Origin of the sequence: Erythrobacter sp. (assembly GCF_030066995.1) — a bacterium.
GTDB lineage: Bacteria > Pseudomonadota > Alphaproteobacteria > Sphingomonadales > Sphingomonadaceae > Erythrobacter.
This window is the reverse complement of sequence record NZ_JASJAP010000002.1, coordinates 1-18165: the sequence shown is the minus strand read 5'-3', so window position 1 is coordinate 18165 and position 18165 is coordinate 1. Positions and strand designations below refer to the sequence as shown.

14 protein-coding genes and 1 pseudogene are annotated in these 18165 nt (G+C 61.7%); 9 read left to right on the top strand and 6 right to left on the bottom strand.

Features of this window, described 5'->3' with window-relative positions; translation table 11 throughout:
* Positions 1-4: 4 nt before the first annotated feature.
* A complete protein-coding gene (locus QNI87_RS06345; protein WP_300595347.1) occupies positions 5-1558 on the bottom strand; it encodes an altronate dehydratase family protein in 1554 nt (517 codons plus the stop codon).
* A gap of 139 nt (positions 1559-1697) precedes the next feature.
* Between QNI87_RS06345 and QNI87_RS06340 the strand changes: the two genes are divergently transcribed.
* The 7 genes from QNI87_RS06340 to QNI87_RS06310 all read left to right on the top strand — a co-directional run bounded on the left by QNI87_RS06340 (position 1698) and on the right by QNI87_RS06310 (position 9084).
* Positions 1698-2366: a GntR family transcriptional regulator gene (locus QNI87_RS06340; protein ID WP_300595346.1), complete on the top strand. Its 669-nt coding sequence runs from the start codon at positions 1698-1700 to the stop codon at positions 2364-2366.
* A gap of 5 nt (positions 2367-2371) precedes the next feature.
* Complete coding sequence (locus tag QNI87_RS06335; RefSeq protein WP_300595345.1) at positions 2372-3379, top strand: aldo/keto reductase; 1008 nt, start codon at positions 2372-2374, stop codon at positions 3377-3379.
* Positions 3373-3807 carry an RbsD/FucU domain-containing protein gene (locus QNI87_RS06330; protein ID WP_300595344.1) on the top strand — a complete coding sequence of 145 codons (435 nt, stop codon included), beginning with the start codon at positions 3373-3375 and terminating at the stop codon, positions 3805-3807. The genes QNI87_RS06335 and QNI87_RS06330 overlap by 7 nt, the downstream gene beginning before the upstream one ends.
* Entirely contained in the window at positions 3804-4637 is an 834-nt protein-coding gene (locus QNI87_RS06325) for an amidohydrolase family protein (RefSeq protein WP_300595343.1), read from the top strand. The genes QNI87_RS06330 and QNI87_RS06325 overlap by 4 nt, the downstream gene beginning before the upstream one ends.
* Positions 4634-5806 (top strand): fumarylacetoacetate hydrolase family protein, encoded by a 1173-nt coding sequence (locus QNI87_RS06320; RefSeq protein WP_300595342.1) that lies wholly within the window; start codon positions 4634-4636, stop codon positions 5804-5806. Before QNI87_RS06325 ends, QNI87_RS06320 begins: the two co-directional genes overlap by 4 nt.
* A complete protein-coding gene (locus tag QNI87_RS06315) occupies positions 5803-7029 on the top strand; it encodes a diaminopropionate ammonia-lyase (protein ID WP_300595341.1) in 1227 nt (408 codons plus the stop codon). The genes QNI87_RS06320 and QNI87_RS06315 overlap by 4 nt, the downstream gene beginning before the upstream one ends.
* A gap of 84 nt (positions 7030-7113) precedes the next feature.
* Positions 7114-9084, top strand: coding sequence for a serine hydrolase domain-containing protein (locus QNI87_RS06310; protein ID WP_300595340.1), 1971 nt, complete (start codon positions 7114-7116; stop codon positions 9082-9084).
* A gap of 13 nt (positions 9085-9097) precedes the next feature.
* Here QNI87_RS06310 and QNI87_RS06305 read toward each other — a convergent pair whose 3' ends face one another.
* Positions 9098-11434, bottom strand: coding sequence for a transketolase (locus tag QNI87_RS06305; RefSeq protein WP_300595339.1), 2337 nt, complete (start codon positions 11432-11434; stop codon positions 9098-9100).
* Positions 11435-11575: 141 nt separating this feature from the next.
* A complete protein-coding gene (locus tag QNI87_RS06300) occupies positions 11576-12049 on the bottom strand; it encodes an Lrp/AsnC family transcriptional regulator (RefSeq protein WP_366146173.1) in 474 nt (157 codons plus the stop codon).
* A gap of 142 nt (positions 12050-12191) precedes the next feature.
* Here QNI87_RS06300 and QNI87_RS06295 point away from each other — a divergent pair, with 142 nt between their 5' ends.
* Together QNI87_RS06295 and QNI87_RS06290 are read left to right on the top strand one after the other, a co-directional pair.
* Positions 12192-13253 carry a Glu/Leu/Phe/Val dehydrogenase dimerization domain-containing protein gene (locus tag QNI87_RS06295; RefSeq protein ID WP_300595337.1) on the top strand — a complete coding sequence of 354 codons (1062 nt, stop codon included), beginning with the start codon at positions 12192-12194 and terminating at the stop codon, positions 13251-13253.
* A gap of 567 nt (positions 13254-13820) precedes the next feature.
* Positions 13821-16001 (top strand): TonB-dependent receptor, encoded by a 2181-nt coding sequence (locus QNI87_RS06290; RefSeq protein ID WP_300595336.1) that lies wholly within the window; start codon positions 13821-13823, stop codon positions 15999-16001.
* An 82-nt stretch (positions 16002-16083) separates the two neighbouring features.
* On the opposite strand, the gene QNI87_RS06285 is transcribed toward QNI87_RS06290, so the two are convergent.
* From QNI87_RS06285 to QNI87_RS06275, 3 genes and pseudogenes are all read right to left on the bottom strand, one after another.
* Positions 16084-16365, bottom strand: coding sequence for a hypothetical protein (locus QNI87_RS06285; protein WP_300595335.1), 282 nt, complete (start codon positions 16363-16365; stop codon positions 16084-16086).
* 49 nt (positions 16366-16414) lie between these two features.
* Positions 16415-17608, bottom strand: coding sequence for a saccharopine dehydrogenase NADP-binding domain-containing protein (locus tag QNI87_RS06280; RefSeq protein ID WP_300595334.1), 1194 nt, complete (start codon positions 17606-17608; stop codon positions 16415-16417).
* A 351-nt stretch (positions 17609-17959) separates the two neighbouring features.
* Positions 17960-18165: pseudogene (locus QNI87_RS06275) on the bottom strand (GIY-YIG nuclease family protein); the annotation flags it as partial.

The window sequence follows — 18165 nt, the reverse complement described above, 5'->3', positions numbered from 1 at the left end:
CATCCTACATCACAGCACCAATCTGCCAGGGGACAAACTCTTGCCCCCCGTAGCCGAGCGCCTCGCTCTTGGTGGCCCGCCCTGACGCGCTCGCCAGAATCTCGTCGAAGATGGCCTGCCCCATTTCGTCGACCGTGCGTTCCCCGGTGAGTACCGGACCGCAGTCAACATCCATGTCCTCTTGCATGCGTTCGTAGAGATTGCTGTTCGACGCGAGTTTCAGGCAGGGAGTGGGGCGCGATCCGAAGGCCGATCCTCGGCCCGTCGTGAATGCGACCATGTTCGCACCCGACGCGACCTGCCCGGTCACCGAGCATGGATCGTAGCCCGGGCTATCCATGAACACGAGCCCGCGCTCCCCCACCGGCTCCCCGTATTCGATCACATCGTTAAGCGAACTCGTTCCGCCCTTGGCAACCGCACCGAGCGATTTTTCGAGAATTGTCGAAAGTCCGCCCAGCTTGTTGCCTGGCGATGGGTTGTTGTTCATCTCCGCACCGTTTCGGCGGGTGTAGTCTTCCCACCAGGCCAATCGCGCTTGAAGCTTCTCAGCAACATCGGCGCTGCGCGCGCGCGACATCAGCAGGTGCTCGGCGCCGTAGATCTCGGGTGTCTCAGACAGCAGGACCGTCCCACCATGTGCCGCGATCCGGTCGGCGGCGGCACCAAGCGACGGGTTGGCGGTAAGCCCCGACCAAGCATCCGAGCCACCGCACTGCAGACCCAGAACAAGCTCGGATGCCGGTATGGTCTCGCGCTTCGCCTTGCCGGCTTCCCGGGCGATCTCGAGCAGTTGAGCAATTCCGCGCTCGACCGCCTTGCGCGTGCCCCCCTCCTGCTGGATCGTGTAGGCGTGGAAATGCTCGGGCGTCTGACCGGACAGTTTGGAAAGCCGCGCGATCTGCATAATCTCGCAGCCCAAACCGACAACCATGACGCCAGCAAAGTTGGGATTGAGCGCGGTGCCCCACAGAGTACGGGAAAGCACGTCAAAGCCTTCACCGCTCGCCGCCATGCCGCATCCCCCGCCATGCGTGATCGGGACCACTCCATCAACGCCGTCGATCGCGCGAAACTCGTCGGATTGCGCTATCCTGTCTGCAATCATGTGCGCGACTGTTGCCGCACAATTCACGGTGGTCAGCACACCGATATAGTTTCGCGTTCCGGCCTTCCCCGATGCGCGGCGATAGCCATCGAAGAAACGGGGTTCGATGGCGGCGCTCTCAGCAGACACCGGCTCAAGCGTCGCATAGCCCACGCGTTTGCTGGTCACGGCGATATTGTGATCGTGGACATGAGCGCCGGGCTCAATCGCCTCCAGCGCTTCGCCGATGACTTGACCATATTTGATCACGGCATCGCCTGGCTCGAAGCGGCAAAGCGCAAGCTTGTGACCGAAGGCCACGCGCTCGATCGCGCGCACGCCTGACATCACCTCCTGACCGGCTGAGACCGCCTTCGTCAGCACAACGACGTTGTCATCCGGGTGCAAAAGAAGGCCAACCGGCGCGTTTAACGTGGGATTTTCGACGACGCCCATGGCTCTGATTAACATGTTACAGATCGATTTCAAGCGCCGCGAAGGCTTTCAAAGCGACTCTTGAGGGGGTATTGACATTTTAGTCACGGTTTTGCGAAGGTACCCTTCATGCTAGCGCCAATCCGCGTTAAGGACTTGGCCCACGGGGAGTGTCGTGCCGGGATCGTCGAAGAATCGAGCTGTCTATGAGAGCCTGCGGCGCAGTATCCGCGAGCTCGAACTGCCGCCAGCCACTCCAATCGATCGGGAACGCGTCGCCGAGGAGCTGGGCGTTTCGCGTGCGCCCGTTGGAGAAGCGCTTGCCCGCCTGCGCGAGGAAGGGCTGGTCGAGATCCGTCCGCAGCATGGCACTTTCGTTGCGCCCATCAGGCCTGACGCCATCCGGGAGGCTTGGATGGCGCGCGAAGTTATCGAGCCGCGTATCGCGGCTGAATGCGCCGAGCGGGTGGACGACCGATTGCGGCAAAGGCTCGCTGAAAATCTTGAGCTGCAAGAAGCGGCCTTGGCGAAAGGCAATCTGAGCGGCTTTTACGACCTCGACGAGCGACTGCACGCAATGCTTTTCGAGGCCGCAAGCGCCAAGCGCATGCTGCGCTTCGTGGACGCCATTCGCGCCCCGCTTGACCGGCTGCGTCGGCTGGCCTTGCCCGAGAATGATCGGGCAGTCGAAACATTGTCAGAGCATCGGCGGATTATAGAGGCGATCCATGCCGGCGACGCCGATCTCGCCGCTGCGGCGATGCGTTCGCATATCCGGCAGGTCAAGCGCGCGCTCGATCCTGCGGTTCTTCAGCTTGCCGCCGCCAATGGTGAGGCGAGTTAGCCACGATGGAAAGCCGCTCGGGCCCCGATCGCGGGCTAAATCTGCCACGTTTTGGCTTCGGCGCAGCGCCGATCGGCAATATGCACGCGCCTATGTCCGATGAGGAGGCGGTAGCAACCGTTCTGGCAGCCCTCGAAGCGGGGCAGACCTATTGCGATGTTGCTCCGCTCTACGGTCACGGCCTTGCCGAACGGCGTTTGGGCGAGGCCTTGGCGCGCACGGCAATCACAAATGCGCTGGTGTCGACCAAGGTTGGCCGCCTGCTCGAACCGTGCGCCAGGGGCGAAGAGGAGAGCGGCATCTACAAGGATACGCCGCCGGTTTCGGTCGTGTTCGACTATTCCTATGACGGCGTGATGCGCTCGTTTGAAGCCAGTCGCGAGCGGATCGGCCAGCGGATAGACATCCTTTACGTGCACGATGTCGATGCGGCGACGCATGGGTCACGCGAAGGCAGCGAAGCGCGCATTCGCGAACTTGTTGATGCCGGTGGCTGGCGTGCGCTCGATGAATTACGCAGCGCAGGCGAAGTGCGCGCGATCGGCGCGGGCGTAAACGAGTGGGAACCCTGCGACCGTCTGCTCGATCTGGCTGACCCTGATCTGTTTCTGCTCGCGGGCCGCTATACCCTGCTTGAGCAGGAGCCACTCGATCGCCTGATGCCAAGGTGCCAGGAGCGCGGAGTGGGTCTTGTCATAGGCGGTGTGTTCAACAGCGGCATTCTTGCGACCGGAGCGGTGAAAGGCGCGTATTATAACTATGCGCCCGCGCCCGAGCCCATCTTGCAGCGGGTCGCCGCGATGAGCGCTGTCTGCGAAAGCCACGGCGTTCCCCTGGCGGCCGCTGCGCTGCAATTCCCGCTTCATCACCCCGTCGTTCGCAACGTGCTGATCGGGGCGCGCACCCCGGCTGAGATTGCCCGCAACGCCGAGCTTGCGGAGATCGCGATACCGCCGGTGCTGTGGGCCGAATTGAAGCAGTCAGGCCTCTTGCGGGAAGATGCGCCATGCTGAAAGGCATCGACCCTGTCCTGGGGCCAGACCTGTTGCACGCACTCAGATCGATGGGACACGGCGATGAAATCGTGATCGCCGACGCCAACTTCCCGGTCGCCAGCCATGCGCAGCGGCTTGTGCGGGCCGATGGCATCGGAGCGGAGAGGATTGTTCGCGCCGTAGCCGCAATCATGCCGCTCGACGACTTTGTGCCAGCCGCAGCTTTCTCGATGCAGGTGGTCGATGCCCCCGAAAAGGTTCCGCCCATCGTGGAGCGTTATGGCTGCTTACTCTCGGCCGAAAGGTATCGGGGCGAGATTGTCGCTCTCGAAAGAAGCAACTTCTACAAGCGCGCGCGCGCAGCGTTCGCGATCGTCGCGACGGGTGAGACGGCGCTCTACGCGAACCTGATCCTCAAGAAGGGCATAGTGCGGCCTCAATCATGACGAGGATCGATTCCCACCAGCACTTCTGGTCGCTCGACCACGACGATTACGGTTGGCTTACGCCCGCACTTGAACCGATCTACCGCGATTTTGCACCGCGCGACCTCGCGCCGGCGCTCGCGAAGCATGCCATCGATCGCACGATCCTCGTCCAGGCAGCTCCCGCCATCGGTGAGACCCTGCGCCTGCTCCAGATTGCGCAAGACACCGAATTCGTAAGCGGCGTCGTTGGGTGGGTCGACTTCGAGGCAAGCACGGTATCGGATGACATCGCTTATTTGAAAGAGCGGGGGCGGATGCTGGGCCTGCGCCCCATGGTCCAGGATATCCCGGATGATGATTGGTTGCTGCGCGACAGCGTTCGCGGGGCCTTGCACGCCTTGGTCGGGCATAGGCTGACCTTCGATGCCTTGGTTCTGCCCCGGCACCTGCCTCAGTTGGGGGCGGTCGCCAAAGCCAACCCCGATCTTCCGATCGTAATCGATCACTGCGCCAAGCCGGAGATTGCGAATGGTGCGATGGAAGATTGGGCGCGTGACATCGCCGCGCTTGGCGAGCTGCCGAACGTGTATTGCAAACTTTCGGGGTTGGTGACGGAAGCCTCCGCCAGCTGGAAGGTAAACGATCTCGCCCGGTACGCGCGCCACGTGCTCGCCTGCTTCGGCGCGGACCGCGTGATGTGGGGCAGCGACTGGCCGGTGGTCAATCTGGCCGGCGGTTACGATCGATGGATGGCGGCGACGGGGGAGCTGCTGGCTGATCGGTCAGAGGAAGAGCGCAAACAGATTATGGGAGGCACCGCCGCCCGCTTTTACGGGATCGAACCATGAGCACGCAGATCGCGGCCATCCTTCCGCAAGACGTCGAACAGGCCAATCTCGTCGGGCGGGTATGGGTGCCCGGCCACGGTCCAGTGCCTGTTGCGGTGCGTGACGACGATTTGATTAACCTGAGTGGCGAAGCGATCACCATGAGCGCTTTGCTCGATCTTGCTAATCCGGCTGAAGCCATCGTTGCGTCGCAGGGTACTGTCGTTAGCTCTCTGGAAGAGGCATTGGCCGCAGGAGCAAGCCAGGATCGCGCGAAGCCGCATCTATTGGCCCCCTGTGATCTTCAGGCGATTAAGGCCGCGGGCGTTACCTTCGCCGAGAGTCTGGTAGAACGGGTGATTGAGGAACGCGCGCAAGGTGATCCAGCGGCCGCGCAAGCGATCCGTGCCGAACTGTCCGATAGCATCGGCGCAGACCTGTCGCGCATTCGCCCCGGCTCGGAAGAGGCGGCGGCGCTCAAGGCGGCGCTGATCGAGCGCGGATTATGGAGCCAGTATCTCGAAGTCGGGATCGGCCCGGATGCCGAGGTATTCACCAAGGCGCAGCCGATGTCAGTGGTTGGCCACGGTGCCCAGATCGGCATTCACCCCAAGTCGGTCTGGAACAATCCCGAACCCGAAGTGGTGCTCGCGTGCAATTCGCGCGGACAGGCGGTCGGAGCCACGCTCGGCAACGATGTCAATCTGCGCGATTTCGAGGGGCGCAGCGCGCTGTTGCTCGGCAAGGCGAAGGACAACAACGCCTCCTGCGCGATCGGGCCATTTATTCGGCTTTTCGACGATGCCTTCGGGATCGATGACGTTCGCGCCGCCCAGGTGGCGCTCGAAGTGCGCGGGGCGGAGGATGGCTTCGTCATGCACGGCCGCTCTGACATGAGCCGGATCAGCCGCGATCCGCTTGACCTTGTCGGGCAAGCCTGCGGGGCGAACCATCAATATCCCGATGGATTCATGCTGTTTCTCGGCACGCTGTTTGCGCCAACACAGGACCGCGACGAGCCGGGACAGGGGTTTACTCACAAGATCGGTGACACAGTGGAGATCTCATCACCCCGCCTGGGTACGCTCACCAATGAAGTGACGACCAGCGATGAAGCCTCGCCGTGGACCTATGGTGTCGGGGCGCTGGTGCAGGACCTGCTTCGCAGACCCAAGGAGGACCGAGCATGAGCCTGACCGTGGCAGACATGCTGGCGCAGATGAGCGCCTCGCGGATCAATCATTTCCGCAACGATCAGGTCCAGGATCGCGCGCCCTATCCCGATGCCCACCGCGGTTTTCTGACACCGGAAATAGCCGCACAGGTCCGGCGCGATATTTCCAGCTGGGAGGGATACCGGTCGACCCCGCTCCACAATCTGGAGGAGCTTGCCCAAGCCATCGGGATCGAGGCCATTCTCTACAAGGACGAAGCACCGCGTTTCACGCTTCGCAGCTTCAAGGCGCTTGGCGGTGCGTATGCGGTCGACCAGCTTCTGCTGCGCGAACTGCCCAAACGTGTTGGCGATGCGGTTACGCAAGAACAGCTCAATAGCGGCGATTTCGCAGACGAGTGCTCCGGCATCACCATCGCGACCGCGACCGACGGCAATCACGGGCGCTCTGTCGCCTGGGGCGCAAAGCGCCGCGGATGCCCGTGCCAGATCTACGTCCATGAGGGTGTCAGCGAAGGCCGGCGCGAGGCGCTGCGTTCGTTCGGGGCCAAGGTGATCGTTGTGGAAGGCAATTACGATGACTCGGTCCACCGCGCCAAAGCCGATGCTGCGGCAAGCGGGTGGTTCGTGGTCTCGGATACATCCTACCCGGGCTACACTCAGCCGCCAACCGACGTCATGCGCGGCTACACGGTCATGACCGGCGAAGTGGTCGATCAACTAGGGAGTGGGCCGGTGCCGACGCATGTCTTTGTTCAAGGCGGCGTCGGCGGGCTGGCGGCTGCAGTGCTGGCGCATCTATGGACGGTTTACGAAACGGAGCGACCGCGCTTTGTCATTGTTGAGCCCGAGCTTGCCGACTGCCTTTACCAGAGCGCGATCCAGGGCTCGCCGTTCGATGTGAAGGGCGACCTTGGAACAATGATGGCCGGCCTTGCATGTGGTGAAGTTTCGGAGCTGGCCTGGCCGATCATTCATGACGGCGCGGCCGATTTCGTCACCTTGCCCGATGCGACTGTCCCGCTCGCCATGCGGTATCTGGCGCAGGCTGACATCGAAGCGGGGGAATCGGCGGTTGCGGGCCTTTGCGCTTTGCTTTGTGCCGCTCAAAAGGCGCCGCTGCGTGAAAGGTTGGGGCTGACAGAGGAGTCGCGCGTCCTGCTGTTCGGAACAGAAGGGGCGACCGATCCCGAACTTTACACGCAGATCACCGGTAAGCCGGTCCAGATGAATGCTTGACCGGAAATTGACACCGCCACGCTGCATCGGGCAGCAACGCATGGATTTGATCATATGTCTGATAGTTTCGGAGGGGAGAACACCATGAGCGCCTTGAACAGGCTCTGGCCAGAGACACGCGTGCTTCGTTGGCTGTGTGCGGTCGCCCTTGTGCTCGCTGGAGCGGTGCTGACGCAGAGCGCCTTTGTCGCATCTGCGCAAGAATCCGCAGACGTCCTCGACCAAACGGCTGATGTCGTGGAAGAGACCGCAGGCGGCGGCGTCCGCACCGACCTGACCCCTGAAGAAGCGCAGGCCTTTCTGGAGCGCGTGCTACCCGAAGAGGTCGAAGAGCGCGAGCTTGTGGGCGCGGCAGCAGCGATCCTCAAGGGTGATGAAGTCATTGCCTCATACGGGGCGGGACTGGCCGACAAGGCAAACGGCGTAGCGGTCGATCCGGCCACAACCCGGTTCCGGCTTGGCTCGATCTCGAAGACAATTGTCGCAGCCGCGATCATGCAACTGGTCGAGCAGGGCAAGCTGGACCTTGATGCCGACATCAACACCTATCTCGATTTCGATGCAACGCCGGGCAGCGACGAGACCGTGACGACGCATCATTTGCTGACCCACACGGCAGGCTATTCTGATGTCTACAAGCTGCTCTTCCTCGCTGATGACGCGCACTACCTGCCGCTAGAAGACTATGTTCGCGAGCACGTGCCGGACGTGATTTTCGAGCCGGGTACGATCACCGCCTATTCGAATTACGGTATCGCTCTTGCTGGGTATCTCGTCGAAAAGCAGTCGGGAATGCCATTCGAGGACTATGTCGAGCAGAACATTTTCCTGCCGCTCGGGATGGAGCGCACATCGATGCGCCAGCCGCTGACCGATGCTGCGGAGAATGGCGATGTGATCGGCTATCGTACGAACGGCAGTGTCGGGCCTTTCGAATTTATCGGAGCAGGGCCGGCGGGTTCGATTTCTGCCACGGTCCTGGATTATGCGCGTTTCCTGGCCATGATCAGCAATCGCGGAGAGCTTGATGGCGCGCGCGTTTTGAGCGAGGCGAGCGTCAATGAGATGATCACGCTCTCACCGCTCGATCCGTCCGGCCGAAACGGTGGAAATGGATTTGGCCTGACCTGGTTCGTCTCCGAAGATCTGCCCGGCGTTCGGCATATGACGCATGGCGGCGATACGGTGCTGTTCCATAGCTTCGCCAAGTACTTCGAGGCGGGCGATTATGGGCTGATCGTCTCGCAAAACACGGAACACTCCTCGCTTGGCCCTGAGGTCGCGAGCCAATTTGAAGCTCTGATTGACTTGCCCAAGGCTCAGGTTCTGCCCGAACAGGCCGATGCTGCGGAAGATCAACGCGTCGCCGGGGCCTACTTTGGCGCGCGCTTTTCGGGGCACGGGATTCTCAAATTGTCGAAACTCCTGCGCGCCGGCCAGACGATTGAAGCCGATCCGGAGGGTGGGATCATCGTCAATGGGCGCGCGAAATTCAAACGTGTTGGTCCATTGACCTATCAGGACCCCGAAAACCCTGATCGCATGTTCACCTTCCTCACCGACGAGAACGGCAAAATCCTGCGCACCACTGGCGGACAGCAGCCCTACCCGTTCTTCGAAAGGCCCAGTGTATTCTACCCGATCGCTGGGGCGACAGCGCTGCTTATGCTGATTGGGGTTTTGGGGGGCGTTGTTGCGCTTTTCCGTGTTCGCAAACCTGGCGTCGGCTCGGCCAAGCCCTGGCTGGGGGCCGGCGCTATGGGGCTGTTCGTTTTGGCCGGTGTCGGAACGATTGCGTCGCAACTCATTGGCATGGGTGAGGATATCTTCACGCTCAATCCATCGCGTGATGGCATGCTGCGCCTGGGTCAGGGCTTGCTTGTGTTCGGATTTGTCGCAGGCGCCTTGGCAATCTGGCAATCGGCGAAGCGCTGGAAAACCGAAGGCTTCGGCATGGTCAGCAAGATTCTCTTGCCGGTCGTGCTCCTGGGCGGCGTGTCAGCCTTGCTTCTCGCGCTGCAATGGAACTTCCTCGCGCTGAGCCTGAAGTATTGATGAAGATCGCTCGCTAGAGAAAAAGCTCCGCCACGGCATCGATTATCGCCTCGGGGTCGAGCCGATAGGTTCGATAGATATCGGGCAGGTCCCCGGTCTGGCCGAAGCGATCCGTGCCCAGGGGACTGACCCGGTGGCCGCGCACGCCGCCGAGCCACGAAAGCGCGGCGGGCGAGCCATCGAGCACGGTGACCAGACCGGCGGAACGCGAAAGGGCGCTAAGCAAGCGTTCGATATGGCTTTCGCTTGCACCCTCGCCGGTCCATCGCGCGGCGCGGGCAGCCGACCATTGGCGATGCAGCCGATCGGGTGACGTGACCGCGAGCAGACCCAGACCGGGAATATCTTCAAGCGCGGCTTGCCATGCCGCCAACGCTTCTGGCGCGATCGCGCCGGAATAGACGATCGCGGCCTCTGCCCCCGCCGCGGGTTCGCGCAGCCAATAGGCTCCTTCCAGCGCGTCGGACTGCCATGCGTCGTCGGCGCGCTCGACCTGAGGGATCGAGCGCGTGGTCAGCCGCATGTAAACCGAGCTGCCGTCGTCCGCCTGCATATGCTCGAATGCCCAGCGCATGATCAGCGCCACTTCGTCAGCATAGGCCGGCTCAAAGCTTTCCAGGTTGGGCTGCCCCATACCGATCAGCGGCGTGTTGATCGACTGGTGCGCGCCGCCCTCTCCGCCCAGCGTGACGCCTGAGGGCGTGCCGACCAGCAGGAACCGGGAATCCATGTAGCAGCCGTAATTCAGCGCATCGAGGCCGCGGGCGATGAACGGATCGTAGACGGTTCCGACCGGCATCAGACGGGCGCCAAAATGCGGCCCGGCAAGACCGAGGGCAGCGAGCGCGAGGAAGAAGTTGTTCTCGGCTATCCCGAGTTCGATGTGCTGTCCGGCCTTATGCGCAGCCCATTTCTGGACCGACGGAATGTGCGCTTGTTGAAACACGTCGCCCAGCTCCTGGCGCCGGAACAGCCCGCGCTGATTGACGAACGCCCCTAGATTTGTGGTCTGGGTGACGTCCGGCGCAGTGGTGACGATCCGATCGCCCAGGGCTTCTTCGGACTTCGCCAGATCGAACAGGATCTTGCCAAAGGCGGCCTGGGTTGATTGGTCCTTTCCTTGCGGCACGGGCAGCGCCGCAGGCACAGCTATGTTCGGCGCGCGATGTTCGCCTGCCTTTCGGGCGATCCGGCTGCTTCTGACAAAAGCCTCCAGCTCCGTCGCGGCGTTATCGCCCAGCCCTCCCCATTTGTCCCATTCCTCGCCTTCCGCTAGGCCTAGCTCAGCACGCAGACCCTCGATCTGCTTGGTGTTCATCATCCCCGAATGGTTATCCTTGTGCCCGGCGAGGGGCAGGCCATAGCCTTTGACCGTGTAGGCGATCAGCAGGGTCGGGCGATCGTCATCCATCGTCTCGAACGCGTTCACCAGCGTATCGATGCAATGCCCGCCAAGATTGGTCATCACGCGGGCCAATTCAGCGTCGTCATACCCGTCAAGCAGCGCCTTGACGCCGCGCTTGGTGCCGATGTCCTTGATCAGTCGTTCACGCCAGGCTTCGCCGCCGAGATAGGTGAGCGCGGCGAAATCGGCGTTAGGACAATTCTCGAACCAATCCTGCAAAGCTTTCCCGCCGGGCTTCATGAACGCCTCGCGCTGGAGTTTGCCATGCTTCAGCGTGATCACCCGCCAGCCACACGTCTCGAAGATATCATCGAAGCGGCGGAACATCCGATCCGCCGTGGTCGCATCAAGCGATTGCCGATTGTAGTCCACGATCCACCAGCAATTCCTGAGATCGTGCTTGTAACCTTCGATCAGGCATTCGTAGATATTGCCTTCATCAAGCTCGGCATCCCCCATCAGCGCGATCATGCGGCCTGCATCTTCCTCACGCTGCTGGCCATGCGCGATCAGGTAATCCTGCACCAGCGAGGTGAATGCGGTGATCGCGACACCCAGGCCCACCGATCCGGTGGAGAAATCGACGGGGATCGTGTCCTTGGTGCGGCTGGGATAGCTTTGCACGCCGCCAAGCCCGCGAAAGCGCTCCATCTTTTCGCGGGTCTGTTCGTCGAGCAGGTAGTGGATTGCGTGCAGCACGGGCCCGGCGTGCGGCTTTACCGCCACCTTGTCCTGCGGGCGCAGGGCGTGGAAATACAGCGCCGCCATGATCGCGGTCATCGAAGCGCAACTGGCCTGGTGGCCGCCGACTTTGAGCCCGTCACGCTTCTCGCGGATATTGTTGGCGTTATGAATCATCCACGAGCTGAGCCAGCGCAGCCGGGTGTCGATCTGCTCCAGCGAAGCGACCAGGTCCTGCCGGTCATGGGTAAGCGTGTCTGCCATGCAAAATACCTATTCGAGGGTTGCCTCCAGTCCGATCGGACGGATGGGTTGCGGGCTGGTTCGAACCTCGAGCCGCGTTACTACAGTGTCATCTTAAGTGGACAATCCATGCAGGGAAAGCATCGACCACACGGAAGAAGCTCACACGCTGTCGATCGGGAGTTCGGTGGTCGACTTGATCTCCGACAAGGCGATCGCGGAATTGACCTCCTGCACGCCCGGCAGACGAGACAGGCGCTCGAAAAACAATTGCTCATACGCTTCGATGTCACGGGTCACTATGCGCAGCATGAAGTCCACATTGCCCATGAGCACGTAGCATTCGATCACCTCGGGAATTTCCGCGATCGCCTCTTCGAACTCGCTCAGATGGGCGCGTCCGTGCGCTGAGAGTTTAACCTGGGCGAAGACTTGCGCCTTGAGCCCCACCTTGTGTCTATCGATCAGCGCTACGCGTTTGCGTATGACGCCCGCTTGCTCAAGCCCGGCGACGCGCCGCCAGCAAGGCGACTGGGAAAGCCCGACCTGGTCGGCAAGCTCGGCGGTCGAAATACGGCAGTCTTTCTGCAAGGCGTTGAGAATCTTCCGCTCATACACGTCGAGGGGCATAAAAATTCCTCAAAAATTCCGAAAAGGCGAATTATAATCCTACATTTATCAGCAGTGGAGAAAATCCGAAACACAATTCCTCGCGACATCGCATAAATGTTCACGCCTCACCCGGCTGGCAGAGCCGATATATGAGGAGTGTGTTCCGATGAGTGCTGTTTCGCCGAGTTTTCCGCCCCATGAAGCTGTGCATGTGCTCAGCGATCCGGAATCGGGCTTGCGCGGGTTCATTGCAATCCATTCGACCGCTCTGGGACCCGCTGCGGGAGGATGCCGGATCTGGCGCTATCGAAGTGATCGGGAAATGCTCGATGATGCGCTGCGGCTTTCCGCGGGCATGTCATTCAAGAATGCGCTCGCCGGTCTCCCATTCGGTGGCGGCAAGGCCGTGCTGGCGCTGCCGGAAGGTGAGGACTGGGACAGGGAACGCCTGTTCAAAGCCTTCGGGCGGGCGGTGGAGCGGCTCGACGGGGCCTATGTCACTGCAGAGGATGTTGGCTCTTCTATTGCTGACATGAAAGTCGTTTCCGGCAAGACGCAGTACGTTGCCGGGCTTCCTTCAAAGGGCGGTGCGACCGGTGGCGATCCGTCGCCCTGGACTGCGGCTGGCGTTTTCATGGCCATGCAGGCGGCCTGGAGCCACGCGACCGGCAAATCACTGGCAGGCGTGGTTGTAGGTGTGCAGGGCCTTGGACATGTCGGCGCCGATCTCGCCGAACGCTTGCACCTCGCCGGCGCTAGGCTTGTCGTCAGCGACGTCGATCCGGATCGGCTGTCTGACGCGGTCGACCGCTTCGGTGCCAAAGTGGTCGAGCCTGACCATTTGCTCGGTGAACCGATGGATATCTTCGCGCCCTGCGCGCTGGGTGGCGTTTTAACGACCCTCAGCGTAGCCCGACTTTCCGCGCGCCTTGTATGCGGCGCGGCCAACAATCAGCTTGCCGATCCCGAGGTGGGCGCGCTGCTTGCCGAGCGCGGCGTGCTCTATTGCCCGGACTATGTCGTGAACGCTGGCGGGATCATCAATGTCGTTGCGGAGTATCTCGGCGAGGGGGAGGAGGCTGTGCTTCGGCGTGTTGGGCAGATCCCTCAGCGGCTGCTCCAGCTTGTGGCCATGGCAAAGCAATCGGGCATGGAGATGAACGAAGCGGCGCACGATGCCGCCATGGAAGCGGTTGCCGCAGCCAATCCCAAGATCTGTGTGGCGTGAATCCGCACGAGCTTAGCTCTCGCCGAGCGTCCCCATCCGGATGCGGGCGGTGAACCTTAAGATGCATTGTGCGACTATGCGATTTGAAAGGGGGTCTATTCCCTCTTCCGGGTTTGTATCGCTGTGGGCGGCGAGGGTTGATAGGCCGGATGGTATCGCGGCCTGGGCTGCGCCGCTCGCTCTCTCGGTCGCTCAGTTGTGGCGGCTTAAGACACCTCCCGATTTGGTTCGCAAAACTCAATCTTGCGCAGCGCTATCCAAAGCTCTGACAGCGCGCTTGCGCGCGATCCGAATGATTGTTGACCGGGTGTGGCGAAGCACCACGCGGATAGAGCGCGATCTGGCAACGCCACAGAGACGCATTCCAAGCAACCCGGAGCTTGGGCTGTCGTGATTGGATTGACGGCGATGAGTGTCAAGTCCGTCACACAATTGCACCCAAGATCGACGAATTTCGGGCATTCGTCGGATTTGACATTCCGCGACTTGCGCCTCGCGAACATGGCGTTATGGCAATGATACAACATAACATAATTTGTTTGCCAATCAGGATCGGACGGGAAAAACATGAAACTCCTCACCTCGCGCCTCGCGCTGGCCACTACGCTCGTCATCACGGCGGGTGGAGCCCCTGCACTTGCCAGCACCGCTGAAGCGGGCGATGCAGCCGACAACGCGGCTGAGGGTGCCGCCACTCAGCCCACCAAAGTGAAGTCGAAGCGCGCGGGCGCTGAAGACACGGGCGATCAGATTATCGTCAGCGCCGACGCCCTCAACGAACTCGACTTCATCGTCGGTCAGGACGCGCTGGGCGAAGAGGAAATCCAGCGCAACTTGAACGGGCAGATCGGCGAAGTCCTCGCCAAGTTGCCGGGCGTTTCCGCCACCAGCTTTGCTCCGGGCGCTTCGCGTCCGATCCTGCGCGGCTTGGATGCCGAGCGCGTGCGCGTGCTGATCGATGGCGTCGGCACGGCGGATGTCGGTAACACGTCCGCCGACCATGCGACGACGGTGGATCCTTTGACGGTCGAGCGTATCGAGGTGCTGCGTGGCCCGGCTGCGTTGCTCTACGGGAGTCAGGCGATCGGCGGGGTCGTCAATGTTATTGATCGGCGCATTCCGACCGAGGCCCCTGAAGGCGGGTTTGATCTCAACACACTGAGCGGCATGGATACCGCGACCGGCCTGCGCAGCGGCGGGGCGTCGCTCGACGCAGCGGTCAGCGAGTCCTTCGTGTTGCATGTCGATGGCTCGTATCGCACCACCGACGATGTCGAGATCCCCGGCTTTCAACTCTCGCCCGACTTGCGCGCTGACCTGCTCGCTGATGCCGACGAAGAAGAAGCCGAAGGCGAGCTGGAGGAAGCTGAAGAACTGCGCGAGGCGGCTGCGCAGGAGGATGTCATCCCCAACAGCTCGACTGAGACTTACACGATCAATGGCGGCTTTGGCGTGATCCTGGGAGAGAGCACGTTTGGCGCCTCGGTCGGTTACTACGACACCTCCTACGGCCTCGTCGGCAATCCTGAGGGTGGCCACCACCATGGTGAGGAGGAAGAGGAAGAAGAGGGCGAAGAGGAAGAGGAAATCGTCTCGATCGGTCTGGAGCAGATCCGGGCTGACTTGCGTGCCGACATCGCGCTTGGGGAAGGGTTCTTCTCCCGGCTCAAGTTGCGCGCGGGTTATTCGGATTACACTCACACCGAATTTGAAGGTGATGAAGTCGGCACCGTGTTCGATAGCGAAACGATGGAACTGCGCGCCGAGCTGGCGCAGCAGAGAGGCGGTGTGATCGGTGCGCAGTACACCTATCGCGATTTTTCCGCTGAAGGTGAGGAGGCGTTCGTCCCGCCCAATGAAACATCGCAATTTGCTATCTTCACCGCACAGGAATTCGATCTTGGCGGAGTTCAGCTCGAAGGCGCTGCGCGTTACGAGCGGGTCGATGTGGAATCGCAGCCGCTCGCGCTGGAGCGTGACTTTGACCTGTTCTCCGGAGCCGCCTCGCTGGTTGTGACCCCAGGCGGAGCGGAAGGTGTCCGGCTTGGCATTACCGGTTCGCGGTCTGAGCGTGCCCCGGCAGGCGAGGAACTGTTTGCCAACGGCCCGCACATCGCAACGCAGACCTTCGAGATCGGCGATCCCGACCTTGACGTTGAAAGCGCCTGGGGTCTCGAAGCGTTCGCCCGCGGCCAGCTTGGTTCGGCGCAGTTCAGCTTTTCGATCTATCAGCAATGGTTCGACAACTTCATCTATCTCCAGGCGAACGGCGAAGAGGAAGATGACCTGCCCGTCTTCCTGTTCCTGCAGCAGGATGCCGACTTCTTCGGGCTTGAGGGCCAGGTCGCCGTGCCGATGATCGACACCGATGAATTTGCGCTCGTGGCCGATCTGCGCGGCTCCTATGTCGAGGCCGAATTCGGCGATGGCACCGCCGTGCCTCGGATCCCGCCGCTTGAGCTCTACGGTGCACTCGAAGCGCAGGTTGAGAAGTTCGACCTGCGGGCCGAGGTCCAGTATTTCGGCGAGCAGACCGACGTCGCCGAATTCGAAACGCCAACCGACGACTTTGCGCTGGTCAACGCCTATCTCAGCTTCCGCCCGTTCGATAACGAGCGCAACATCATCTTCCAGGTCGCGGGCGAGAACCTGTTCAACGTCACCGGGCGTCGCCATTCGAGCTTCACCAAGGACTTCGTGCCGCTGCCCGGTCGCAATCTGCGCCTGAGCGTGCGCACAAGCTTCTAAGCGCCGGCTCCTACCTGCAATCGAGGGACGGCCGAGCGACCGGTCGCCCCTCGTTCTTCATCCGACCCAAGGCGGCTAGACCTCAGGCGGTCAGATAGGTCTGTGCGCGCAGCGCCACCCAGATTTCCGCCGCCACGGTGAACCCGAATACGGTCAGCGCGATGCAAACCGATCGCGGGCTGGTGAGCCGCTTTCCCTCGCCCGGGTCGAGCGGTAGGATATGCCGCAGCACCAGCACCACATCGCGCGCGTGCGAGACCAGCCAGGCGACGCTGAACATCGAGAGGCTGACAAGGACGAAGACCAGAAACTGAAGATCGGCGAGGGTGATGGGACGTCTCCAAACTGACAATCCCATACTCATGCAATCCCGCACCATCCTTCGCGTTCCCGGTCATGCCAACCTATGCGCGTTATTCCTCAAGCGCGAAGGTCAGTTCGGCGTGCTCCTGCATCCGATCGACCAGAGCCTCGCCCAGAAACGCCCCCGGCGTGCCCACACCGCCCTCGGCCTCGCTTGAGAGAAGCGCCATGCCCGTCTCGGCCAACATCCGGCTGGTAGAGCCGTAGCCAGGATCGTACTTGCCCTTCACACCATAGCGCAGCGCGTCCCCGCCTTCGGGGTTTTCGGCCACGAACAGGACATCGTAAAAGCCGTTTTCGCGCTCCTCCTTGCTTGGCCCTTCGCCGGGCTTGGGAGGCTTCGCGCCGAACGGGTTCTTCATCATCTCCGCCGCGGCGTTGGCCGCCGCCTTGCCCGCTTCGCCGGGGCTGGTGAGCATCATCTCATCGTACTGGAAGTCCTCACCATACGGATGGCCCAGCAGGAAGTTGGTGCGGTGCACGTTCTTGGTGTTGATCGGCGCCATCACGAAGGGCGCGGCCCATTTGCCCAAATCGCTTTCGTATTGCGGGACCATGCCGGTCGGCTGGCTTGCGCCGGTAAAGCCCGGGGTAAGCGCGAAGGGACTTGCGAGCGTCTTGAAGATCGCCGGGTTCTTCGCCGCGGCTTTCATGGTCGCGGTCAGGCTCGCCGCCGTCCCGCCCGAGAACGTGCCCTGCATGCCGCGCACGCGGCCACGCACGCGCTTAGCCGGCTTGCCAAAGCGTTTCATCGCTTCCTTCTGCGTCATCAGCACGCCGAGATCGAAGGGGATCGAATCGAACCCGCTGGAAAAGCAGATCCGCGCGCCGGTTTCCCTGGCCTTGGCGTCGTGCTGCGCGATCTTGTCGGCCATCCAGGCGGGCTCTCCGCACAGATCGGCGTAATCGGTGCCGGTCTTCACGCACGCTGCGACCAGCTTGTCGCCATAGAGCTGATACGGGCCGACTGTGGTCAGCACCACCTTGGTGCGCGCGCACATCTTCTCAAGATCGACCACATCGTCGGCGTCGGCCACGACCAGCGGCGTGTCAGCGGGCGCGCCGATCAGGTCGCGCACCTCCTCGAGCTTTTCCTGGGAGCGCCCGGCCATCGCCCACTTCGGGGCCCCATCCTGCTTTGGGCTGCCGGCAGAGCCGTAGTGGTTGCTGAGATACTCCGCGACCAGACGCCCGGTGTATCCGGTTGCGCCCAAGACGATGATGTCGAATTCCGTGTCAGCCATGGGTCTCTCCTGTGTGGTGTTCCTTCGATCGCGCCATGCGCGCTGCGCGGGGGCGTGTCAAAGCCCAATCGAGAAGGCCAACGGGCGCTCGGTTCGTCGCACGTGGAGAACACTTGGAACACATGGAACACTGTCCTGGAGGAGAAAACGGCCCCGGCGATGAGCGGCGCGCGGCCAAGGCGAAACCGGCGCAAGTGCGTTGCGGTTCTGCAAGGAGGGGAGAGGGGAAGCTCGTCATCATCGATGCGAGACGTGTACGCGGTGTGAGAGATGTAGGAAATTCGTCCATAGAGGGGTGGGGAGCGGGCACTAACATTGTCGTCATTCCCGCGCATGCGGGAATCCACTCTGTCACAATGGCTCAAATCCAAAGTCCTCAGCCAAATCTCGCCATCTTGCGTTGTCTTCTTCGATCAAATCCACCTTCCAAGCACGCCGCCATTTCTTGATCTGCTTCTCGCGCAAGATGGCTTGCTCCACTGTCGCATGTTGTTCGAACCAAACAAGACGATGCACATCGTACTTCTTGGAGAAACCTTCGAATGTACCGTCGCGAT